This window comes from Rhizobium sp. FG113, assembly GCF_057809895.1.
In genome coordinates this window covers 107,747-129,134 of the sequence record NZ_JBMDKV010000005.1, presented here as the reverse complement: position 1 = coordinate 129,134, position 21,388 = coordinate 107,747, and the positions used below count along the sequence as shown (strand labels likewise).

20 protein-coding genes are annotated in these 21,388 nt (G+C 61.9%); 9 read left to right on the top strand and 11 right to left on the bottom strand.

Going from position 1 to position 21,388, the window contains the following annotated elements:
* Nucleotides 1-116: 116 nt before the first annotated feature.
* Nucleotides 117-377, top strand: coding sequence for a hypothetical protein (locus ACODTZ_RS15430; protein WP_018897481.1), 261 nt, complete (start codon nt 117-119; stop codon nt 375-377).
* A gap of 73 nt (nt 378-450) precedes the next feature.
* Here ACODTZ_RS15430 and ACODTZ_RS15425 read toward each other — a convergent pair whose 3' ends face one another.
* Complete coding sequence (locus tag ACODTZ_RS15425; RefSeq protein ID WP_489026687.1) at nt 451-1,260, bottom strand: class I SAM-dependent methyltransferase; 810 nt, start codon at nt 1,258-1,260, stop codon at nt 451-453.
* Between the two features lie 404 nt (nt 1,261-1,664).
* Here ACODTZ_RS15425 and ACODTZ_RS15420 point away from each other — a divergent pair, with 404 nt between their 5' ends.
* On the top strand, nt 1,665-2,966 hold the full coding sequence (locus ACODTZ_RS15420; protein ID WP_489026686.1) for a DUF2254 domain-containing protein: 1,302 nt from the start codon (nt 1,665-1,667) through the stop codon (nt 2,964-2,966).
* 210 nt (nt 2,967-3,176) lie between these two features.
* Complete coding sequence (locus tag ACODTZ_RS15415; protein ID WP_247750340.1) at nt 3,177-3,473, top strand: HdeA/HdeB family chaperone; 297 nt, start codon at nt 3,177-3,179, stop codon at nt 3,471-3,473.
* A 164-nt stretch (nt 3,474-3,637) separates the two neighbouring features.
* On the opposite strand, the gene ACODTZ_RS15410 is transcribed toward ACODTZ_RS15415, so the two are convergent.
* The 6 genes from ACODTZ_RS15410 to ACODTZ_RS15385 form a co-directional block, all read right to left on the bottom strand.
* Entirely contained in the window at nt 3,638-4,744 is a 1,107-nt protein-coding gene (locus ACODTZ_RS15410; protein WP_489026685.1) for a Gfo/Idh/MocA family protein, read from the bottom strand.
* Nucleotides 4,745-4,755: 11 nt separating this feature from the next.
* A complete protein-coding gene (locus ACODTZ_RS15405; RefSeq protein WP_489026684.1) occupies nt 4,756-5,541 on the bottom strand; it encodes a ThuA domain-containing protein in 786 nt (261 codons plus the stop codon).
* Nucleotides 5,542-5,615: 74 nt separating this feature from the next.
* Nucleotides 5,616-6,644 carry an ABC transporter ATP-binding protein gene (locus tag ACODTZ_RS15400; RefSeq protein WP_489026683.1) on the bottom strand — a complete coding sequence of 343 codons (1,029 nt, stop codon included), beginning with the start codon at nt 6,642-6,644 and terminating at the stop codon, nt 5,616-5,618.
* Between the two features lie 12 nt (nt 6,645-6,656).
* Nucleotides 6,657-7,487 carry a carbohydrate ABC transporter permease gene (locus tag ACODTZ_RS15395; RefSeq protein WP_018897486.1) on the bottom strand — a complete coding sequence of 277 codons (831 nt, stop codon included), beginning with the start codon at nt 7,485-7,487 and terminating at the stop codon, nt 6,657-6,659.
* Complete coding sequence (locus ACODTZ_RS15390) at nt 7,487-8,473, bottom strand: carbohydrate ABC transporter permease (RefSeq protein WP_489026682.1); 987 nt, start codon at nt 8,471-8,473, stop codon at nt 7,487-7,489. Before ACODTZ_RS15390 ends, ACODTZ_RS15395 begins: the two co-directional genes overlap by 1 nt.
* Before the next feature lie 84 nt (nt 8,474-8,557).
* Nucleotides 8,558-9,823, bottom strand: a complete 1,266-nt coding sequence (locus ACODTZ_RS15385) for an ABC transporter substrate-binding protein (protein ID WP_111562262.1) — start codon at nt 9,821-9,823, stop codon at nt 8,558-8,560.
* A 317-nt stretch (nt 9,824-10,140) separates the two neighbouring features.
* On the opposite strand from ACODTZ_RS15385, the gene ACODTZ_RS15380 reads away from it, so the two are divergent.
* Nucleotides 10,141-11,157, top strand: coding sequence for a substrate-binding domain-containing protein (locus tag ACODTZ_RS15380; RefSeq protein ID WP_489026681.1), 1,017 nt, complete (start codon nt 10,141-10,143; stop codon nt 11,155-11,157).
* 361 nt (nt 11,158-11,518) lie between these two features.
* Nucleotides 11,519-11,884, top strand: a complete 366-nt coding sequence (locus tag ACODTZ_RS15375) for a hypothetical protein (protein WP_018897490.1) — start codon at nt 11,519-11,521, stop codon at nt 11,882-11,884.
* On the opposite strand, the gene ACODTZ_RS15370 is transcribed toward ACODTZ_RS15375, so the two are convergent.
* From ACODTZ_RS15370 to ACODTZ_RS15360, 3 genes are all read right to left on the bottom strand, one after another.
* On the bottom strand, nt 11,881-12,270 hold the full coding sequence (locus tag ACODTZ_RS15370) for a DUF779 domain-containing protein (RefSeq protein WP_489026680.1): 390 nt from the start codon (nt 12,268-12,270) through the stop codon (nt 11,881-11,883). The genes ACODTZ_RS15375 and ACODTZ_RS15370 overlap by 4 nt on opposite strands.
* A gap of 121 nt (nt 12,271-12,391) precedes the next feature.
* Nucleotides 12,392-13,900, bottom strand: a complete 1,509-nt coding sequence (gene adh / locus ACODTZ_RS15365) for an aldehyde dehydrogenase (protein ID WP_018897492.1) — start codon at nt 13,898-13,900, stop codon at nt 12,392-12,394.
* Between the two features lie 147 nt (nt 13,901-14,047).
* Nucleotides 14,048-15,007, bottom strand: a complete 960-nt coding sequence (locus ACODTZ_RS15360; protein WP_047505916.1) for a helix-turn-helix domain-containing protein — start codon at nt 15,005-15,007, stop codon at nt 14,048-14,050.
* Between the two features lie 231 nt (nt 15,008-15,238).
* On the opposite strand from ACODTZ_RS15360, the gene ACODTZ_RS15355 reads away from it, so the two are divergent.
* Genes ACODTZ_RS15355 through ligD form a run of 3 tightly spaced genes read left to right on the top strand, consistent with a single transcriptional unit; the run spans nt 15,239 to nt 18,899 of the window.
* Nucleotides 15,239-15,505, top strand: a complete 267-nt coding sequence (locus tag ACODTZ_RS15355; RefSeq protein WP_489026679.1) for a hypothetical protein — start codon at nt 15,239-15,241, stop codon at nt 15,503-15,505.
* A gap of 2 nt (nt 15,506-15,507) precedes the next feature.
* Nucleotides 15,508-16,365, top strand: a complete 858-nt coding sequence (gene ku / locus ACODTZ_RS15350) for a non-homologous end joining protein Ku (RefSeq protein ID WP_489026678.1) — start codon at nt 15,508-15,510, stop codon at nt 16,363-16,365.
* A gap of 2 nt (nt 16,366-16,367) precedes the next feature.
* Nucleotides 16,368-18,899 (top strand): DNA ligase D, encoded by a 2,532-nt coding sequence (ligD, locus tag ACODTZ_RS15345; RefSeq protein WP_489026677.1) that lies wholly within the window; start codon nt 16,368-16,370, stop codon nt 18,897-18,899.
* A 24-nt stretch (nt 18,900-18,923) separates the two neighbouring features.
* Here the strand turns inward: ligD and ku (ACODTZ_RS15340) are convergent, their stop codons facing one another.
* Entirely contained in the window at nt 18,924-19,727 is an 804-nt protein-coding gene (gene ku, locus ACODTZ_RS15340; RefSeq protein ID WP_489026676.1) for a non-homologous end joining protein Ku, read from the bottom strand.
* A 685-nt stretch (nt 19,728-20,412) separates the two neighbouring features.
* Between ku (ACODTZ_RS15340) and ACODTZ_RS15335 the strand changes: the two genes are divergently transcribed.
* Nucleotides 20,413-21,333 carry an MYG1 family protein gene (locus ACODTZ_RS15335; RefSeq protein WP_489026675.1) on the top strand — a complete coding sequence of 307 codons (921 nt, stop codon included), beginning with the start codon at nt 20,413-20,415 and terminating at the stop codon, nt 21,331-21,333.
* The last annotated feature ends 55 nt before the right edge of the window (nt 21,334-21,388 follow it).

Genomic DNA, 21,388 nt, shown 5'->3' with positions numbered 1-21,388 from the left:
ATTGTACAGTTGCCCCAAAATAGCCTATAAGATTCCGCTAGATAGCTGCTCCTGATGGTTCAACATCAGGTAGCGGTTTCGATGCTGATAACGGCAAATTGTGGGAGGAATAGACGATGAAAACGGTTCTCATTGCAGCAGCCTTGATCCTGTCGGCTGCGACGGCGCATGCCGCCGACACATGCGCCTCCAAGGCAGTTGACAAGAACGGCAAGCCATTGGCCGGCGCTGCGCTGACGTCGTCGATGAACAAATGCCAGAAGGATGCCGCCGCCGCTTGCGACATGTCCGCCAAGGACAAGAACGGCAAGGCGCTGGCTGGTGCCGCGAAGACCGCCTACACCAAGAAATGCGTGAGCGATGCCGTCGGCGGCTGACGCTGTCTGAGACGAGCACGACCGCTGTCGGTCGCGGGCCGCTTAGATTTGGCCGGTTATCGGGCGCGTCTGTCTAGCTTCGGTCCGATCGCTGGAAGATGTGGGCTGCGGATATGCGGGTTGTCCGGATCGTCGGGCCGACCAAGGTGCTGAGGTTTTCGATCAGCGCCTTGGCTATCTCTGGCTGCTTTTCTGGAGCCAAAGCCAGAAAGGGCGAGAGGCTGCGATGAAGGGCGACGAAGCGCTCGACGATGTGGTCGTCAGCGACCTCGACGTGGCAGAAGAGCCTCTCGGTAAAAGCTGCCTTCTGTAGCGGTTCGGAAAGTCCCCAAAACACCTGGGCGACCTCGTCGCGGGATTGCCGCTTGATCGGCTGCGGGTAGCCCGAGCGCTGGAATGCCTCGTCAACGGTATTGGCCTGCAGCGCGACGGGCTGGGGTTCCTTGTTCCAGAGCAGCACGACAAATCCGTTCGGCGCGAGCAATTCCTCGATCCGCTGGACACCGCGTTTCTGATCGATCCAATGAAACGAGGATGCCGCCAGAATGATATCGAACGGGGCGGAGAGATCGGCCTGCTCAAGCGTGCTGGTCTGGAAGGTGATGTCCGGGAAAGGGGCCAGAACGTCATGGGCGATGGTGACGAAGTCGGCGTTCGGTTCGACACAGGTAAACCGGCCGCCCAAGGCGGCGAAGTCCTGCGTGGCCGTGCCTGGGCCGCTGCCGATTTCGAGGACACGACTGTCTTGTCGCCAGTCCGCGGCCGCTGCCGACGCTGCTATCAGGGCGGCCGGATAGCGTGGTCGCCCTTCGACATAAAACCGTGCGCCGTTGGAATACCAGCGTGCCTTTTCGTCGTCGGTCTGTTCGTCGTAGATCGCCACGTTTGATCCTCCGCGTTGGGGATGCGGACAATTTAGTTCAGGACTTGGGCTTGGCGATGGTTCGTGTGCCGGCTTTCGGGATGATCCGACGGGCCCAGCTTGTAAAACAAGGCCGATCGCTTCTGTTCCCGAGGCGGCCGTGACACGGGTAGGGGGTAGGCTCCATCGCAGGTTTTCGGTTCCCCGCTACGGCAAAGCCTTCGCGGCGGTGTCTCATACCGTAACATACATTACAGGCTTGGTTGCCTCCTGTATGATTGCGACCTTGTCATGGCCAGCGCCGGCGCGTCCATTCAGCGGCAGGGTCATCCTTCGTGCAGCTTTGGAGATACACGATTTAGGGCCGAAACGAAGGCCGGGGGACGGAAATGGCCTGGAACCGACTGTATAGCTTGAAGAGCTACATGAGGTCGTCCTTGTGGCTGGTTCCGTTCTTTGCCTTGCTCATCTATATCGGCGCAATTCGGCTCGTCTATCTGCTTGAGCCATGGTTGGTGCAGATAGAGCCATGGCCCCCATGGGGTGTTGCAGGCTCCCAGCGCTTGCTCGAGACAATCATCACGATGACGCTGACCTTCGTCGTCTTCACCTTCGGCTCGCTTCTTGTTGCAATTCAGATCGCGGGCGGGCAGTTGACGCCCCGGATCATCGCAACGACATTGCTGCGCGACAACGCCATCCGATTTACCGTTGGACTGTTCATATTCACCCTGCTGTTTGCAACCGGATCGCTGGCCCGGCTCGAGACAGATGTCCATCATGCCGTTGTCGGCATCGCGGGGGTCTTTGGCTTCTTGTCCATCATCGCCTTCCTCTATCTGATCGACTACGCGGCTCGGCTGCTGCGGCCCGTCAGTATCGTCCTGCGTGTCAGCCAGTTGGGTCGCGATGTTATCGAAGACGTTTTTCCGACCACGGTTGGAGACGAGGTCGACCTCATGCCGGCGCCCTCCTTGCCGAACGGGCAGCCGGATAAAGTCATCCGCTATCAGGGGCGGCCCGCCATCATCGTCGCTGTAAACAAGAGCGCGCTCCTGAAAATGGCGCAGAAGACCCATTCGGTCGTGGAACTGGTGCCGAGGATTGGCGACTTCGTGGCATCCGGCGAACCGCTCTTCCGGTTGTATGGCGCCACGCTTCCCGACGAGACGCTGCTGAGGACGATGATTGCCTTCGGTCCGGAGCGAACCTTGGAAGAGGATGCCACCTTCGCTTTCAGGATTATCGTCGACATCGCGATCAAGGCGCTGTCGAAAGCGATCAATGATCCAACCACAGCGGTGCTCGCGATCGATCAGTTGCAGCGCCTTCTTTGTTTCGTCGGAAAGCGGAGCCTGCGCGAGGAAGCAACGCTGGATCAATCCGGAGAGTTGCGGGTGCTTTGTCGGACGCCTGATTGGGATGATTTCGTCAAGCTGACCTTCAGTGAAATTCGCCTCTACGGCGCTGGAAACTTCCAGATCGCCCGACGCCTGCGGGCGGTTCTGGAATCCGGCCTGCAGGTCCTGCCGGCGTGCCGCAGGCCGGCGCTCGAAGCCGAGTTGGTGCTGCTCGATCAGCAACTGGCTGAGCTCTATCGTTTTCCGGAGGATCTGGCGCTCGCCCGCGTTGCCGACGCCCAGGGCCTGGGCGGCTCGAAACCTCTGCCGGATGAAGCCAGAATCCGGATGGAGAATGCCCAGTGGGAACCGCGACGCAGCGCGTGAGCGGGACGTCCGGACACCCAGCGCTGATCCTGCATGCTGAACATACAATCGGAGATATCGGGCGTTCGAAACTCCGGGACAATTCATAGTCGAAATGCTATATTTTGGCGTCTTCGAGGCTGCCACTCCCTGCCCGGGGCTGGTGGTTTTGAAGCGGATACTGATGACAACCTCAAGCTCCGAAACGGAGCGGTTTCTAGGGAGTGAACGATGATGAAATTCTGTCTTTCAATCGCACTCGCAGTCGCAAGTATCAGTTTGGGAAGTCATGCGTTCGCCGCGGAAGCGGATATGTCGAAGTTAACGTGTAAGCAAGTTGGCGCCATGTCCGCCGCCAAGACCATCGGCGTCGCCATGTGGGTGAACGGCTATGTTCACGGCAAGGCGGGCAACCCAATGATCGATGGCGAAAAGGCGCACGCCAATGCCGAAAAGGTCGCGACGTATTGCAAAAGCAATCCGACCACCACATTGGCGGATGCGATAGAAGCCGTCAGCAAGTCCTAGCCGCGGCTGGCACTGCGGAAATCCTCAAAGCATCCGAAGCGATACGAAAGGGGCGTCCACATCCGGACGCCCTAGAGGCGGTGAGTGCCGCGAGGGCTTCGTTTCTCTGCTAGAGACGCCGCGGCAAGGCCCGCTTTCGCGGGCCCTGCATACTCAATCTACCCTTACACCACCACCGTCAGCGGCGGGATGCGCTTGTCGGGGGCGCTGTCCTGCTCTTGCGCGGCCAGCAGGTTGAGCTCGCGGCGTTCGCGTTCGGAGACGATCGCGAGGTCGATGACCTTCTGCAGGTTGGCGGCGTGGCGGAAGGTGGGGTCGTCCTGTTTGCCGGTGCGCACGGCTTCGGCGAAGCGCTGGTAGTTGGTCAGCACCGGCGGCACTTCGATGTCGCGCCAGGTGGCGCTTTCGATGTCCTCGCCGAAGCAGCCGCGGAGATCCGAGCCATCGGGGCGATGGGTGACTTCGAGGCTGCCCTTTTCGCCGTAGATGCGCAGCTTCAGCTCGTTGAGGTGGCCGGTTGCCCAGCGCGTGGCGTGGATGACGCCGAGCGCGCCGTTGGTGAAATCCACCGACATGGTGAAGCTGTCGTTGGCATCCAGCAGATACTCGCCGATCTGGCCGCCCGGGGCCTTGTTGAAGGTCTTGAGGCGGGCGAAGACGTGGTCGATGTCGGTCGCCGCACCATAGGCCGCGAAGTCGAGGATGTGGATGCCGACGTCGCCGAGCACGCCGTTGGAGCCGTGGCCGGTCGAAAGGCGCCACAGCCAGCGCGATTCCGTACGCCAGTCGCCCCATGCGCGGGAAACGAGCCAGCTCTGGAGGTAGGAGGCCTCGACGTGCCTGATGGTGCCGAGTTCGCCGGCCAAGACCATCTCGCGGGCGCGCTGCAGGGGCGCGACGTTGCGGTATGTCAGGTTGACCATGTTGATGACGCCGGCGGCTTCCGCCGCTTCCGTCATCTCCAGGGCGTGGTCGTAATGCTCGGCCAGCGGCTTTTCGCAGAAGACGTGCTTGCCGGCCGCGATCAGCGCCAGGCTGGTCGCGTAGTGGATGCGATCAGGGGTGACGTTGGTGGCGCTGTCGAATTCGCCCCATTCGATTGCTTCTTCCAACGTGCGGAAGCGCTTTTCGATGTGGAAGTGATCGGCGAATTCGGTCAGCCGGGCCAGATCCGTATCGACGGCGCCGACAACCTCGACGCCATCGATGGCCAGAAAATTGGCGACCTGGTTTTTGGCCATGACGCCTGTGCCAAGAACGAGTAGACGCATTGCTGTTCTCCTCAGCGGTAACCGGCTTCGCCGGCCTGGTGCAGTCTCGGGCCGCGTTCGGTGATCGGCTCCAGCGCCTTCTCGACCGGGACATTCGGGGCATCGGTGATGCTCTTCAGGTCGCCCTCAGGATTATAGGCCCATTTGACGCCGTTGATCAGCACCTTCTGGACGTTGGCGTCGTGGTAGGTCGGATAGGTCTCGTGGCCTGGGCGGAAGTAGAAGATGTTGCCGGCGCCGCGGCGCCAGGTCAGGCCCGAGCGGAAGACTTCGCCGCCCTGGAACCAGGAGATGAACACCGTTTCGAGCGGCTCCGGAACGGAGAACTGCTCGCCGTACATCTCTTCGTTTTCGAGCACGAAGTTCTCGCCGATGCCAGCTGCGATCGGGTGGCGCTGGTTGATCGTCCACAGGCGCTCGCGCTCGCCGGCCTCGCGCCATTTCAGCGCGCAGGGCGTACCCATCAGGCGCTTGAAGATCTTCGAGAAGTGGCCGGAATGCAGGACGAGCAGGCCCATGCCTTCCCATACGCGCTTGGCCACGCGCTCGACGACGACGTCGGAGACGGCGCCGTGATCCTTGTGGCCCCACCAGGTCAGAACGTCTGTCTCGGCAAGTCGCGCTTCGGTCAGACCGTGTTCCGGCTCCTGCAGCGTTGCCGTCGTGGCGGTGATATCAGGATCGGTGTTCAGCGCGTTGGCGATCGTCGTGTGCATGCCATCGGGATAGATGCCGCGGACGATCTCGTTGGTGTTCTCGTGGATGTTTTCACCCCATACGATGGTGCGAATAGCCAAAGTCATGCTCCTTCATGCGCGTGGTGGATCGAAACCGTTGGGAAGCGGCCGGGATCCGGTTGTTTGGGTTGGTTTCAGGCGGCGCCCTTCAAGGGGATCCTTTCGAGCGCGCGTCCGGATGGATCGAAACGGTGGATGGCACCGGCAACCGGCGAAACGCCGAGACTGTCGCCGGGCTGGTGGCGCGAAACGCCGGTTTCGCGAACGACCAGCGGTTCCGGCGTGCCGATGTCGAGATAGACGAAGCTGTCGGAACCGAGGATCTCGGAGTGGATCACCGTGCCCTTCCAGGCGGGGTCGCGGTTGGTGATCTCGATGTGTTCGGCGCGCACCCCGATGGTGTGGGCGTTGTAGGGGCTTGCGTGTTCGCCAGTGAGGAAGTTCATCTTCGGCGAGCCGATGAAGCCGGCGACGAAGAGGGAATTCGGGGTCTCGTAGAGCTCCAGCGGCGTGCCGATCTGCTCAACGACGCCATCGCGCAGCACGCAGATGCGGTCGGCGAGCGTCATTGCCTCGACCTGATCGTGGGTGACGTAGATCATCGTCGTGTCGTGCATGCTACGGTGAAGCTTGGCGATTTCCAGGCGTGTCGCGACGCGCAGCGCTGCATCGAGGTTCGACAGCGGCTCGTCGAAGAGGAAGACCTTGGGATCGCGGACGATGGCGCGGCCGATCGCGACGCGCTGGCGCTGGCCGCCGGAGAGCTGGCGGGGCAGGCGCTCCAGATAAGGCGAGAGCTGCAGCATGCCGGCTGCCTGTTCGACGCGGGCCTTGCACTCTTCCTTCGTGCGGCCCGACAGTTTCATGCCGAAGGCCATGTTGTCGAAGACGGTCATGTGCGGATAGAGCGCGTAGGACTGGAAGACCATGGCGATGCCGCGCTTGGAAGGCGAGAGCTGGTTTACCGCCTGGCCATCGAAGGAAAGCGTGCCCTCGGAGATGTCCTCCAGGCCGGAGATCAAGCGCAGAAGCGTGGACTTGCCGCAGCCGGACGGGCCGACGAAGACCATGAACTCTCCCTTGCGGATATCCATGGTGACGCCCTTGATGACTTCGAGAGCGCCGAAGCTCTTTCTGATATTGTCGAGTCTAATCTGTGCCATATCGTGCTTTCTTCAACCTTTGACGCCGCCGGCGGTGAGGCCGGAAATGATCCGGCGCTGGAATATGAGCACCAGGACAACGACAGGGACCGTGACGATGACGGATGCCGCCATGATGTTGCCCCACGGAATCTCGAACTGGCTCCCGCCCGACAGGAGGGCGATTGCGACCGGCACGGTTCGCTGCGCGTCCGAAGACGTAAAGGTTAGGGCGAAAAGGAATTCGTTCCAGGCCGTAATGAAGGCGAGCAGCCCGGTCGTGACCAAAGCCGGCCACATCAGCGGCATGAAAACCTGCGTGATGATGACCCATGGAGAGGCCCCATCGACGATCGCTGCTTCCTCGATTTCGATGGGCAGATCACGCATGAAGGTGGTCAGAACCCAGACCGTGAAGGGCAGGGTAAAGATCATGTAGGAGAAGATCAGCGCAAACGGCGTGTTGAAGATGCCGATCCAGCGGATCAATTCGAACAGGCCGGCCAGCACGGCGATCTGCGGAAACATCGAGACCGAGAGGATAGTCAGCATCAGCAGCGCGCGGCCGCGAAAGTGCACGCGGGCGAGAGCATAGGATGCGGTGACGGCAAGCAGCAGCGAGGCGGCGACGACGCAGACGGCGACCAGCAGCGAATTGCCGAGGCTGTGGATGAAGCTGCCTGTCGTCAGCACGTTGGCGTAGTTCGCAAACGAGATCGAGGTCGGCCAGTATTCGATTGCGAACAGCGCCGTGCCGGATTTGAAGCTGGTCAGGATCGCGTAGTAGAAGGGGAAGACCGCGATGATGACGATGACGCCGACGAGGAGATAAAAGAGGGTGTTCTTGGTGGCTGTGAGAAGCATCAGCGTTCACTCCCGCCGAGGTTGACGCGGCCGAGCCACATGTAGAGCACGGTGACGGTAGCAATGAGCAGGAAGAGAACCGTCGAGGCGGTTGCGCCATAGGCGAACTTGTCGAAGTCGAAGAGGTTCTCTCTTGCCATCACCGACATGGTCTTGGTCTGCGCGTTGTTCGGCGTCAGCACGTAGATCAGGTCGAAGATGCGCATGGCGTCGAGCATGCGGAAGATGACGGCGACCATGATCGCGGGACGGATCAGCGGCAGCGTCAGGCGCCAGAAGACCTTGATCGGATTGATCCCGTCGATCTTGGCGGCCTCGTAGATATCGCCGGGCACCATCTGCAGGCCGGCGAGAATGAGAAGCGCCATGAAGGGCGTGGTCTTCCAGATGTCGACGATCAGGACGGCGATCATCGCGGTTTCAGGATTGGCGGTCCAGGCGATCTTCTGGCTGATCAGGCCGAGCGCCATGAAGAGATCGTTCAGGATGCCGAACTGGTCGTTGAGCATCCAGGCCCACATCTTGGCCGAGACGATCGTCGGGATCGCCCAGGGGATGAGGATGGCGGCGCGCACGATGCCGCGGCCGACAAACTGGGCGTTGAGGACAAGCGCGACGATGAGGCCGAGGGCCGTTTCGATCAGCACGGAAAGCACGGTGAATTTCATCGTGTTCCACACCGCATTCCACCAGGCGGGATCAGCGAGCAGGCCTTTGTAGACCGTGCGGCCGCTCTTCAGCGTGATCCAGGTGAGGTAGTTGTCGAAGCCGACGAACTTGGCGTCGCCGAGACTGGTGAGCGAGGCGTTGGTGAAGCTGAAATAGATGGTGCGAAACAGCGGCCAGCCGGCGACGACGGCGAGGATGAACAGCGTCGGCGCCAGGAACATCCAGGCGGAACGGACGCGGTCGGCCTTCAGGTCCGACGAGGTGGCCCTGGCGCGCGTCTGCGCTTTCAGGCCTTCAGAAACTGCAACTTCACTCATGAGATACCCGCTTCCTGAGACGATTGACGGTGGCGTCCTTCGGAGCGCCGGCAGCGGATAGCCCGCCGCCGGCGCATCGATGGATTACCAGTTGTCGCCCTTGAGCGACGTCAGGTCGGCTTCGAGAAGCTCGAGGTTTTCAGCGGCCGTGCCATTGCCCGACAGCGTGTTGTGGACGGCGGTCCAGAACTTGGCGGAGACCTCGTTGTACTTGACCTTGGCCGAAGCCGAGGGACGCGGCACGGCGTTTTCGAAGATCGGCTTCCAGTTCGGCATGAAGGGGGCTGCTGCTGCGATGTCCTTGTCGTCGTAGAGCGCGGACAGCGTCGGCAGGTTGGAGAGCTCGATGGCGCGCTGCTTCTGGCTTTCCTTTGAGGTCAGGAACTTCACGAGTTCGATCGCGACCTCGGGGTTCTGCGAATACTTGGAGACGGCGAGGTTCCAGCCGCCGAGCGTCGAGGACGGCTTGTCGCCATCGGCCGCTGCCGGCAGCGTGGTGACGTCGAACTTGCCCTTCACGGCGCTGTCAGGGCCGTTGCCGAGCGCATAGGCGTAAGGCCAGTTGCGCATGAAGACGGCATTGCCAGTCTGCCAGACGCCGCGCGATTCTTCTTCCTGGTAGGCGAGGACGCCGCCCGGCGAGATGGTGCCGACCCAGCCCTTGGCGCGCTCGATGGCGGCCGCGGCCTTCTCGTTGTTGATCGAGATGGTGCCGTCGGTCTCGATGATCTGGCCGCCGCCGGAGGATTTGATCCATTCCAGCGCGTTGCAGGTCAGGCCTTCATAGGCGTTGCCCTGGAAGACGTAGCCCCAGAGATCCTTCTGGCCGGCTTCGCGTTCCTTGTCCTGGATTTCCTTGGCGGTCGCCGCCATCTCGTCCCAGGTCTTCGGCGGCTGCTTGCCGTATTTGTCGAGCAGGTCCTTGCGGTAGAAGAGGGCGGGCGCGTCGGTATAGAGCGGCATGGCCACGAGGCGGCCGTTGACGGTCTGCGACTGGATGATCGAGGGGAAGAAATCGCCCACGACGTCCTTGGCGGCATCCTTCAGATCGAGGAACTGGTCGGCCAGCTGCGGCGCCCAGATCACGTCGGTCTGGTAGACGTCGACGTCCTTGTTGCCGGCGGCAAGCCACAGGCGGTACTGCGAGAACTGCTCGGTCGACGAGGACGGCATGGTGACGATGCTGACCTTGTTGCCGGTCGCCTTTTCGAAGGCGTCGAGCTGCTTGCGGAACAGGTCGAGGTTTTTACCGGTGGAGCTTGCAGAGATGCTGATGTTGGCGGCGTAGGACGGCATGGCCACGCCGATGAGCGCGGCTGCGATGACGGCCGTCGTGAAACGAAACTTCATGATCTTCCTCCCAAAAAGAACCATTGCGTCCTCAAATTTGAAAACGATTTGGTTGGAAAAAATTGTCAGAAGCGCGATATCAAGTCAAGCGGGTAGTTTAGTGGTGGCTTTAACTTGCGGAGGGTGGCTATTTTCCCTGTGAAAACAATGGAATGTGGCGTTGCTCGCATGTGGAGAACATCGGGCACGACACATCGATTGTGATTGAACATTGAAATCGGTTTGGCTGATGTGCGGTTTTTGTGCCAAATATCGACGGATTGGCTTATAGGGTGTGTGAAGGGTCCAATAGCGGGCGATGAAAGACGTGTCGGTGCATGAAGCTTAGAGAGTTCGCAAAACAGCTCGGATTGTCGCCGACGACGGTCAGCCGCGCGCTGAGCGGCTATCCCGAGGTGAGCGAAGTGACCCGCGCGCGCGTGGCGGAGGAGGCCGTTCGGCTCGGCTATCGGCCGAACGTCAATGCCGTCAGATTGAAGACCGGGCGGGCCGGTGCGATCGGCGTGGTGATGGGGCGGTCGGGCGAATTCCACTTCGCCGAATTCATGGCGGGCATGGCCGAGAGGCTGCTGACCGAGGACACCGACATTCTCGTCATTCCGATGGCCGATCCTGATCATAATGACGAGATGCAGCTTTACCGGCGCCTGGTGGAAAGCCAGCGGGTAGATGCGATCATCGTGCATTCGCCGCGCCCCAACGACGATCGGATCGCGCTGCTCCACAAGCTCGGCATGCCGTTCTTGGTCCACGGCCGCTCGGATATCGACGTGCCGCATGCCTGGCTCGACATTGACAACGAGGGTGCGGTGCGTCGCGCGACCTCGCATCTCATCGATCTCGGACATACCAGGATCGCCATGATCAACGGCCGCCCGGGCGCGACCTATGCGCTGCATCGTGACAAGGGTTACCGCGAGGCTTTGCAAAGCCGGGGTATCGAACTCGATCCCCAGTTGATCGCCAGCGGCAATTTCACCGACGAACTCGGCTTCCGTTTTGCGCGCTCGCTGCTTGAACAGGCCAATCCGCCGACCGCGATCGTCGCCGGCTCGATGATGACGGCGCTTGGTGTCTATCGTGCGGTTCGCTCGCTTGGGTTGCGGGTCGGTCGTGAGGTTTCCGTCATCGCCCATGACGACGTGTTTCCCTATCTGACCGCCGACAACATGGCGCCTTCGCTCTCGGCGACGCGCTCGTCGATGCGCGCGGCGGGCACGCGGTGCGCGGATCTGGTACTGCAGCTGGTATCCGGCCGCTCGCCGCTCGAGATCCACGAGCTATGGCCGGTCGAGCTTATCCTGCGCGAATCAACGGCGCCGGTGCAGCGCTAATTTTCACGGGCGACGCAGGTCGCTGAGTGCCGGTTTGCTGGGTTGCAACCTGAAAGTGGTGAATTATCCCTCGTTTCCGGGCGGATCTGGAAATTTGATTTACGTCCCTCGATAAATTCAGCCGCCAATTGATTGAATTTTTACGATAGGGGACTAATATTACCTATAGTTGCTTATGCAGTCGGCCGGCCCGCTGGTCGATGACGCAACTGTTCCCCTCTGGAGGTTTTGAAGACCTTCATGACTACGGCCACCGTCACGAGCGGTGGCTTTTTTTTGGCCGCGCGATGGCGCGTGGCCGGTCGCGGAACTTTGTCGAATGGCCGCCGTTGTCTCCTCAGATGTGCAAAGGAGACAGTTCATGCAGGTCATCGGCACGCAGGTCATTCCAGAGCAGGGCGGGAGACGAGGATTTACGGTCGAGTTCGTCGGGAAGGGCGGCGAGGTCGTGTCCGTGCTGTTGCGCAAGGACATGGACCGGACGCTCACGTCGAACAATGCGATCGATCGGGCCAAGGCCGTGATGGGCGAGTTGGCGTCGTTCGATGAGACCGCCGCGCTTTCGAGCGTGGAAACCGGCGCGGCGCAACCGAGCGCGCGGGCAGCCGGCGATGTGGACGAGATGGAGGATCAGCTGGCGCAGGGGCTGGAGGACAGCTTTCCGGCAAGCGATCCGGTTTCGGTCACCTCATCCGCCATTCCGACGGGCAAAGTGCGCAAGCACTAAATGGCCTTCTCCACGCCTGGGATCGCGCAGGCCTCGCCACCGCCGAACATGCGTGAGCGGGTGAGAAAGCGCTTTTCCCGGCCATTATCCAGCGAGAACATTCCGCCGCGACCGGCAACGACGTCGATGATCAGCTGCGTGTGCTTCCAGGCTTCGAACTGGCTGGCGCTGATGTAGACGGGTACGCCTGATATTTCGCCAAGCTTCACGTCATGGTCGCCGACGATGAAATCATCGGCCGGGTAGCACATGGGCGAAGACCCGTCGCAACAGCCGCCGGATTGATGGAAGAGGATGTCGGGATAATCGCGCCTGATCTCGTCGATCAGGGCGACGGCGGCGTCTGTTGCGAGAACGCGGGGTTCTCCGTTGACTGTGTTGTCCATTGTTTCCTCCCAAATGGTCCCGCTCCCACATGATATCGTTCCCTCAAACGAAAATCCCCTCCCTTTTCAGGGAGGGGTTTGGGAGGGGTGTTGCGGATGCCCTCCCTGCTGTCGAAAAGGCTCAGAAGAAGCCGAGCTTCTTTTCGCTGTAGCTGACCAGCATGTTCTTGGTCTGCTGGTAGTGGTCGAGCATCATCTTGTGGGTCTCGCGGCCGATGCCGGATTGCTTGTAGCCGCCGAAGGCCGCGTGGGCCGGGTAGGCGTGGTAGCAATTGGTCCAGACGCGGCCGGCCTGGATTTCACGGCCGAAGCGATAGGCGCGGTTGCCGTTGCGGGTCCAGACGCCTGCGCCGAGGCCGTAGAGCGTGTCATTGGCGATCGACAGCGCTTCTGCTTCGTCCTTGAAGGTGGTGACAGACACGACCGGGCCGAAGATTTCTTCCTGGAACACGCGCATCTTGTTGTGGCCGGCAAAGATCGTCGGCTTGATGTAGTAGCCGCTCGCCAGCTCGCCGCCGAGGTCGTTGCGCGAGCCGCCGGTCAGCACTTTTGCGCCTTCCTGCTTGCCGATGTCGAGATAAGCGAGGATCTTCTCCATCTGCTCGTTGGAGGCCTGGGCGCCGATCATCGTAGCACTATCGAGCGGGTTGCCCTGGACGATGGCTTCCACGCGCTTGACGGCGCGTTCCATGAAGCGGTCGTAGATCTTCTCATGCACCAGCGCGCGGCTCGGGCATGTGCAGACCTCGCCCTGGTTGAGCGCGAACATTGCAAAGCCTTCCAGCGCCTTGTCGAAGAAGTCGTCGTCCTCGTCGGCCACGTCGGCGAAGAAGATGTTGGGCGATTTGCCGCCGAGTTCGAGCGTGACGGGGATGAGGTTCTGGCTGGCATATTGCATGATCAGCCGGCCCGTCGTGGTTTCGCCGGTAAACGCGATCTTGGCGATGCGTGGGCTGGATGCCAGCGGCTTGCCGGCTTCGAGGCCGAAACCGTTGACGATGTTGAGAACGCCTGGTGGCAGCAGGTCGCCGATGATTTCGGCCCAGACGAGCAGCGAGGCGGGGGTCTGTTCTGCCGGCTTGATGACGACGCAGTTGCCGGCGGCAAGAGCGGGCGCCAGTTTCCAGGCGGCCATCAGGATCGGGAAGTTCCAGGGAATGATCTGGCCGACGACGCCGAGCGGTTCATGGAAGTGATAGGCGACGGTGTCGTTGTCGATCTCGCCGATCGAGCCTTCCTGAGCGCGTACGCAGGAGGCGAAGTATCGGAAGTGGTCGATGGCGAGCGGAATGTCGGCAGCCATGGTCTCGCGGATCGGCTTGCCGTTGTCCCAGGTCTCGGCCTGAGCCAGAACTTCCAGCTTGTCCTCCATCCGCTGGGCGATCTTCATCAGGATGTTGGCGCGCTCGGTGACCGAGGTGCGGGCCCACTTGTCCTTGGCGGCATGGGCGGCATCGAGCGCTGCGTTGATGTCCTTTTCGCTGGAACGGGGAATTTCGCAGAGCTTGCCGCCGGTGACCGGGGTGATGTTGTCGAAATATTTGCCTTCGATCGGCTCGCGCCATTCGCCGCCGATATAGTTCCCGTATTTCAGCTTGAACGGCGACTCGACGATTTTCTGATGCAGCATGTCATCCTCCCTTGAGATGAGCCAGGTTCGGACGTGAACCCGTGGGAGGAAATCTGCGCGTCTTTTGTGTCGAGATACAGCGTCACCGAGCGATACCGCAGCGCACAGTGTCGCATCGCTGCTACATCAGTGCCGCCTACAACAGGATCAGTGCAGATTGAGCTTCTTCATCTTGCGATGCAGCGTCGCGCGGCTCATGCCGAGCGCGATCGCCGCCTGCGAGACGTTGCCGCTGGAGCGCGTCAGCGCCCGCAGCAGTGCCGCGCGTTCGGCCTCGATGAGGTCCTCGTCGTCGGACATGCGGGTCTCGTGCAGGGCATCGGCGGCCGGAATGCCGGCGGCGATGCTGCGGTCGTCGAGCTTTAGTGCCAGGCGCGCGGCGCGGGTGGCGCCGAGAACGAGGTCGTGGCGATCGACGGCGAGGAGGGCGGCCGCCGGGTTGGCGCCGGCCGGCACCATCACGAAGCGGGCGCCGGCATAGGCGCTGCGGAAGAGGTTGATCTCGATGCGCATGGCGGCATCGCGCACCATCTGCGCGAGGATGCCGAGCGTCATTTCGTTGACGTCGTCGCGGCAGGTGGAAATGTCGAGTGCGGCCGCGAGTTGCCCGCGATGATCGCGGATCGGCGAGGTCGTGCAGCTGAGCTTGATGTTGGAGCAGAAGAAGTGCTGGTCGCGGAAGATCGAAACCGAGCGCTCGTCTGCCAGCGCCGTGCCGATGCCGTTGGTGCCGATGCTGGCTTCCGTCCAGACCGAACCGGTCCAAAGGCCAAGATCGTGAAACTCCTTGTCGTCACCGATCGCACCGCGGCGTTCGAGCGCTATACCATCGCGGTCGGTCAACAGCAGGCAGCAGCCGGCTTTGCCCGCGGTCGTAAACAGGCGGTCGAGTTCGTCGGTGGCGTTGGCGATCAGCTGCTCGGATTGTTCGCGGGCCCGCTTGAACTCCTGGTCCATGAGGCGGAGCGGCGTGCGCCTCTCTTCGGGCGCTAGCTGGTGCATGGCGATGCAACGGCGCCAGGAGGCGACGACCGAAGAACTTGCCGCGGCTGAATCGCGCTGCGTGCACGTATAGACATGCTCCGCATGGGCAGAGTGTTCGTGCATCGGGGTTCCTCCCATCAAAGAGCTGCAGCTCCTACCACCACAGATCATCGACAGGAGTGTGACGAAAACTAATGTTCTTGGCAACTCGCGGCAATGCGAGCGACCGCTGGGGCTTTCACGGCGCTCATCGGACCTGTCTCAGATTTGCGACAGTTGGACATATGAGGGATGCGCGGAACTTTCCTGCCGCTGCGCTGTTTCTGCTCCAATCGGCAAGGGAGGCAGGTTTGGATGACGCATGTCCGCAAGACCGAGCAGAAACGCAGCCATTTCGACGCGCGCGACAGGCTGATCATCGCGCTCTACGCGCAGCTGAAGGCCGAGCGCGAGACCCGTGAGACGCTGGAATGGGTGATCCGCCACGGCGCGCTGTCGAGCGAGGTGCTGGAGGCGATCGCCGGCGATCCGGTTCCTGTCGTCACGAGCGAGGATATCGCTTCGGTGGAAAAGATCGTGGCGCTGGATCAGCGGCGGCGCAGCAAGGGGCGGGAGGAATAGACATGGCAGCGCGGGCAAGCTGGAAGGGGCATCTGAAGGTGGGCGATCTCGTCTGCGCGGTGGGGCTCTACACCGCGGTATCGGTTGCCGACCGCATCTCCTTCAACATCATCAATCGCAAGACCGGCCATCGCGTCGAGCGCCAGTTCGTCGACAGCGAGACCGGAAAGCCGGTGGAGCGCGATGACCAGGTGAAGGGCTACCGGCTGGATAGCGGCGACTATGTCATGATCGAGGGCGAGGAGCTTGCGGCGTTCGCGCCCGAGAGCGACAAGCTCCTGACAGTGCAGGGCTTCGTTCCCTATGACGAGATCAACAAGCTCTATTTCGACCGGCCTTATTATCTGGCGCCTGTTAGCGAGGATGACGAGGAGGCGCTGGGGCTGATCGCGCGGGCGATGCGCGACCAGAAAGTCGCCGCACTGGGGGAAGCGGTTCTGTTTCGCAAGACGCGGACGGTGCTCATCAGGCCGCAGAACGACTGCATCGTCGCGACCACGCTGAACTATGATTACGAGGTGCGCAACGCCGAGACGGTGTTCAAGGATATTCCCGACATCAAGTTCGACAAGGAAATGATCGAGCTCGCTGGCCATATCATCGGCACCAAGAAGGGCAGCTTCAATCCCCGGGACTACGAGGATCGTTATGAGGCGGCACTCGCCGAACTGGTGCAGGCGAAGATCGAGGGCAGGGCGCTGGCCAAACGCAAGGCCGAGCCGAAGGGCAAGGTGATCGACCTCATGGAGGCGCTGCGTGAAAGCGCGAAGATGAGCGGCAAGACGAGCGGGAAAGCGGCGGGCAAGACCGCTGCCAAGAGTGCTGCGCGCGGTAACGGCGGCTCGAAGAAGGCGAGCTGACGATGGCGCTCGAGACTTATCACGCCAAGCGCGATTTCAAGCGGACGCCGGAGCCGCGGGGCGGCAAACGCGCCAGTGCGGCGCGCGACAGCAATGCACTGAGCTTCGTGATCCAGAAACACGACGCGACGAGGCTACATTACGATTTCAGGCTGGAAATGGACGGGGTGCTGAAAAGCTGGGCGGTGACGCGCGGGCCGAGCCTCAACCCCGACGACAAGCGTCTGGCCGTGCATGTGGAAGACCATCCGCTGGACTATGGCGACTTCGAGGGCATCATCCCGAAGGGCGAGTATGGCGGCGGCACCGTCATCGTCTGGGATCGCGGCATATGGGCGCCGCATGGCGACATGCACAAGGCCTACAAGAAGGGCCATATGGAATTCGATCTCGATGGCGACAAGCTGAAGGGGCGCTGGCATCTGGTGCGGATGCACGGCAAGCCCGGCGAAACCAGGGAGAACTGGCTGCTGATCAAGGCCGAAGACGAGGAGGCGCGCGCCAAGGGCGATATCCTGAAGCTGCGGCCTGAATCGGCAAAGACCGGCCGGAAGATCGAAGAGGTGGCCAAGAATCCGGATGCCGCGTGGCACTCACGGCCCAAGGGGGCGGGGAACGCGAATAATGCGAAGGCGTCCGCTCCCCGACCGACGGCGGCCAGGGCCAAGGCGACTTCGCGCCAATGGCCGGATGGCGCGGTCAAGGCTGATCTGCCCGAATTTATCGAGCCGGCGCTTGCCAAGCTGAAGCCGAAGCCGCCTGCCGGCGAGGAGTGGGTGCACGAGATCAAGTTCGACGGCTACAGGCTGCAGATCAGGATAGACCACGGCAAGGTGACGATGCTGACCCGCACGGGGCTCGACTGGACGGCGCGGTTTGGCGAGACGCTTGCAAGGGCATTCTCGGAGCTGCCGGCGCAATCGGCCTTGATCGACGGCGAAGTGGTGGTCGAGCGCGACAATGGCGCTTCGGATTTCTCCGCGCTGCAGAGCGATCTCAGCGACGGGCGCAAGGACCGTTTCGTGTTCTACGCCTTCGACCTGCTGCACCTCGATGGGCACGACATGCGCGAGGTGTCGTTGCTATCGCGCAAGGCGTTGTTGGAAACGCTTCTGGCTCCCGACGATCCGACGTTGCGCTACAGCAGCCATTTCACGGAGAAAGGGTCTCTGGTGCTCGACCACGCCTGCGGGCTCGGGCTGGAGGGCGTGATCTCCAAGCGCGGCGACAGCGCCTATAGCTCGGGGCGCACGGGCGAGTGGATCAAGTCCAAATGCTCGAAGCGGCAGGAGTTCGTCATCGGCGGCTTCGTGCCCTCGACGGCGACGAAGAACGCCATCGGTTCGCTCGCCATGGGCTATTACAAGGGCGGCAAGCTTCACTATGTCGGGCGGGTCGGCACCGGATTTTCGGTCGCGACGGCCAAGATGCTGCACGATCGGCTCTCCGAGGACCGGCAGACGAAAACCGCCTTCGACGATGCGCTTTCGGCCGAGGCCCGGCGCGGGCTTGTCCACGTCAAGCCGAAGCTTGTGGCGGATGTGGAGTTTCAGGCATGGTCGGCGGACGGCAATCTGCGGCATGCGGCATTTCGCGGGCTGCGCGAGGACAAGGCGGCGGGGGATGTGATGCGCGAGACCGAGAAAAGCAAGGCCGAGCCGGCGCCGCAATCGAGCGTCACGCTCACCCACCCCGATCGCATCTATTGGCCGAACGAGGGTGTCACCAAACAGGGACTTGCGGATTATTACGCGCAGGTGTGGCGCTTCATGGAGCCCTTCGTGGTCAATCGCCCGCTGGCGCTGCTGCGCTGCCCTGACGGTATCGCCGGGCACCAGCGTTTCTTCCAGAAGCATGCCTGGAAGGGGATGAACGCCCATATCGAGGAGATATCAGACCCGAAGGACAGGGGCGGCGAGAAGCTGCTACGGATCGGCGATTTCGACGGGCTCATCGCGCTCGTGCAATCGGCCGTGCTGGAGATCCACCCCTGGGGGGCGACGACCGCGAGCTTTGAGAAGCCCGACATGATCACCATGGACCTCGATCCGGCCGACGATGTCGCCTGGGCCGAGGTGATCGCGGCGGCGCAAGAACTCAAGCAGCGGCTGGAAGCTGCGGGGCTGGCTGCCTTCGTCAAGACCTCCGGCGGCAAGGGTCTCCATGTGGTGACGCCGCTGAAACCGAAGGCCGGGTGGGTGCAGGTCAAGGCTTTCGCGAAGGGGTTGGCGGACGCGATGACGAAAGATCAGCCGGACAAATATCTGGCGACCGCCACAAAGGCAAAACGCAACGGCAAGATCTTCATCGATTATCTCCGCAACGGCCGCGGCAACACCGCCGTCGCCGCCTATTCGACCCGCGCCCGGCCGGGCGCTGCCGTATCGATGCCGCTCGATTGGAAGGAGCTGACGGAAGAGATCGGCCCGGCCTATTTCACGGTGGACAACACGCCGTCGCGGATGAATTCGCTGGTAAGCGATCCCTGGGCCGATTTCTTCAAGGCCGCCGCGCCGCTTGAAAAGCGCAAGTGAGGATGGCCTGACATATGCGTCGGGCTAGTGCTTCGGCCGTCCGCCATCCTTGGCAATGCTCTTCTTCAGCGCATCCATGATGTTGACGACGTTGCCGGTGGATTTGACCGGCGTGCGCTTCGATGCCGCCACGGGCTTCGGAAGGCTCTTCTGCTTGGCGCGGATCATCGCCCTTATGCGCTTCTGCACGGGATCGGTGACCATCGAGGGTTTCCATTCCTCGGTGCGGTCCTTCACCAGCTTGCTCATCAGCGCCAGCACCCTCTGATCCGCTTTGGCGGCCAGATCGACCGTTCCGGCCGGCTCGCGGACTTCGTCGCCGAAATGCAGCGTCCAGAGCACGATGCCCTTGCCCTGCGGCTCGAGCAGCACGGCGCGTTCGCGGCGGTAGAGCACGAGGCGCGCGATACCGACGACGTCGTTTGCCTTCATCGCCTCGCGGATGACACAGAAGGCCTCGACGCCGACCTTGTCTTCCGGCGCCAGGAAATGCGGCTTGTCGTACCAGATCCAATCGATCGAGCCGCGCGGCACGAAGCTCGATATATCGATTGTGCGGGTGCTCTCCAGCCCGACCTCGCTGATCTCGTCATCCTCCAGGATGACGTAATCGTCCTCGCTGCGCGGATAGCCCTTGACCTGGTCCTTGTCCGATATCGGCTTGTGGGTGACGCTGTCGACGTAGCGGCTTTCGACGCGATTTCTGGTCTTGCGGTTCAGCACATGAAACCGCAGCTGGTTACTGTCAGTGGTCGCCGGCGTCAGCGATACCGACGCGGTCACGAGCGACAGCTTGAGATAACCCTTCCAATAGGTCTGACGCGCCATCCGATGCCGGCGCCTTGGCGCCCCTCCAAGCCGCAATGCGGCGATGCCGCTTCAACGGTCGGCCTGCGGATTTTGTTCCCTCGATTGGTGCTCGGCGCCACATCTCCCAAGGGCGTCGAGCATCATATGGAGGTCAGCGGATCAGCTGAAGGCGCGTCTCGAACTCTCAGATCCAGCGAAACGTCGCATTGCCGCGTTTATCGACCTTGCCGAGTTCGATGGAGGCCCATCTTCCGCTCGACGTGTCAGCGAGACGGACGCTCGGCTTCCCGAAAATCATCCCGAGAAAGCGTGGACAGCCGCGGATTTTTCCGCCGCCGTCATCGGCTGTGAAAATGCACTGACGGGACATGGATGTCCCGGATACTGCTATTATTCCAGTCTTTGGCATGTGTGGTTCCCGTCACTATCATGCTCCCGACACGAATAGTTGCGCGGCTTTTTCCCGATGGCAAGCGTAAAATTCACGGGTTTGTCATATTCAGAAGCTTCGTATGAAAGCAAACGTTAACCTTCAGCTATGTTCAAGGACATAGCCGGCGGTCGCTGACAATACACCCAATTGGATGATGCGGTGCAGCATCAGTAGGAGAAAATGCTGCGCCTGCGGGTTGAGGTGATTTGCGCCAACAGCTATCTGGTGCCTGCATGTGCGGATGATCCGCAGACAAGAGGGCGCCGCTACATGATTCCTGAATTTCTCGTCACGCATTCCGGTGGCTTCCACGCCGACGAACTGCTCTCCACCGTCGTTCTGACCCGGCTTTTTCCAGAGGCGCGCATCATGCGCAGCCGTGCGCCGGAATGGATCACGCCCGGACCCGACCGGATCATCTATGATGTCGGCGGCGCCTATGACGCGGCCGCGGGTATCTTCGACCATCACCAGCGCGGCGCGCCGCTGCGTGACGACGGCCAGCCCTACAGCTCGTTCGGCCTGATCTGGAAGCACTACGGGCGCGATTATCTCGCTGCATCGGGTGTTCCCGAGGCAGACATCGAGGACATCCACGCCTCCTTCGACGGCAGCTTCGTGCTGCCGATCGACCTCACCGACAATGGCGCGCTCAGCCCCTCCGGCCCGCTGGCCGGACTGACGCTGCCGGCACTTCTGGAAACGCTGAAGCCCGTCTTCGACGAGACCGATCCCGGCGCCGACGACCGCGCCTTTCATGCGGCACTCGCGATTGCCCGCAGCTTCGTCGAGGCGCGGATCGGCAAGAGTGCCGCGAAGCGCAGGGCCGAGGCGCTGGTGCACAAGGCGATCGTCGCCGCCGGTGAGAACCGCGTTCTGGAACTGCCGATGGGCATGCCTTTCCGCCCGGCCATCGTAAAGGCCGGCGCCGACCACCTGCTCTTCGTCGTCCACCCGCGTGACAAGGACTGGTGCGTGACCGGCATTCGCCGCGAGGAAGAAGGCTTCGCGCTGCGCGCCGACCTGCCGGCCGCATGGGCAGGCCTCACCAACGGCGACCTCGAAGCCGCCTCCGGCGTCCAAGGCGCCAGCTTCTGCCACAACGGCCGCTTCATCGCCGCCGCCAAGAGCCGCGAAGCGGCGCTGAAGATGGCGGAGATCGCGGTGGGGGAGGCGTTGGGGGGCGTGTAGGGGGCGATAGTGGGGCGACGTTGTGGCGGCAAGCTGAAAGCCGCCACTCTTCTCC

What these genes read in the sequence shown, in the direction of transcription:
- ACODTZ_RS15430 (WP_018897481.1), top strand. Translation starts at nt 117, where the DNA reads ATGAAAACGGTTCTCATTGCAGCAGCCTTGATCCTGTCGGCTGCGACG.
- ACODTZ_RS15420 (WP_489026686.1), top strand. Translation starts at nt 1,665, where the DNA reads ATGAGGTCGTCCTTGTGGCTGGTTCCGTTCTTTGCCTTGCTCATCTAT.
- ACODTZ_RS15415 (WP_247750340.1), top strand. Translation starts at nt 3,177, where the DNA reads ATGATGAAATTCTGTCTTTCAATCGCACTCGCAGTCGCAAGTATCAGT.
- ACODTZ_RS15410 (WP_489026685.1), bottom strand. Translation starts at nt 4,744, where the DNA reads ATGCGTCTACTCGTTCTTGGCACAGGCGTCATGGCCAAAAACCAGGTC.
- ACODTZ_RS15400 (WP_489026683.1), bottom strand. Translation starts at nt 6,644, where the DNA reads ATGGCACAGATTAGACTCGACAATATCAGAAAGAGCTTCGGCGCTCTC.
- ACODTZ_RS15395 (WP_018897486.1), bottom strand. Translation starts at nt 7,487, where the DNA reads ATGCTTCTCACAGCCACCAAGAACACCCTCTTTTATCTCCTCGTCGGC.
- ACODTZ_RS15390 (WP_489026682.1), bottom strand. Translation starts at nt 8,473, where the DNA reads ATGAGTGAAGTTGCAGTTTCTGAAGGCCTGAAAGCGCAGACGCGCGCC.
- ACODTZ_RS15385 (WP_111562262.1), bottom strand. Translation starts at nt 9,823, where the DNA reads ATGAAGTTTCGTTTCACGACGGCCGTCATCGCAGCCGCGCTCATCGGC.
- ACODTZ_RS15380 (WP_489026681.1), top strand. Translation starts at nt 10,141, where the DNA reads ATGAAGCTTAGAGAGTTCGCAAAACAGCTCGGATTGTCGCCGACGACG.
- ACODTZ_RS15375 (WP_018897490.1), top strand. Translation starts at nt 11,519, where the DNA reads ATGCAGGTCATCGGCACGCAGGTCATTCCAGAGCAGGGCGGGAGACGA.
- ACODTZ_RS15370 (WP_489026680.1), bottom strand. Translation starts at nt 12,270, where the DNA reads ATGGACAACACAGTCAACGGAGAACCCCGCGTTCTCGCAACAGACGCC.
- adh (WP_018897492.1), bottom strand. Translation starts at nt 13,900, where the DNA reads ATGCTGCATCAGAAAATCGTCGAGTCGCCGTTCAAGCTGAAATACGGG.
- ACODTZ_RS15360 (WP_047505916.1), bottom strand. Translation starts at nt 15,007, where the DNA reads ATGCACGAACACTCTGCCCATGCGGAGCATGTCTATACGTGCACGCAG.
- ACODTZ_RS15355 (WP_489026679.1), top strand. Translation starts at nt 15,239, where the DNA reads ATGACGCATGTCCGCAAGACCGAGCAGAAACGCAGCCATTTCGACGCG.
- ku (WP_489026678.1), top strand. Translation starts at nt 15,508, where the DNA reads ATGGCAGCGCGGGCAAGCTGGAAGGGGCATCTGAAGGTGGGCGATCTC.
- ligD (WP_489026677.1), top strand. Translation starts at nt 16,368, where the DNA reads ATGGCGCTCGAGACTTATCACGCCAAGCGCGATTTCAAGCGGACGCCG.
- ku (WP_489026676.1), bottom strand. Translation starts at nt 19,727, where the DNA reads ATGGCGCGTCAGACCTATTGGAAGGGTTATCTCAAGCTGTCGCTCGTG.
- ACODTZ_RS15335 (WP_489026675.1), top strand. Translation starts at nt 20,413, where the DNA reads ATGATTCCTGAATTTCTCGTCACGCATTCCGGTGGCTTCCACGCCGAC.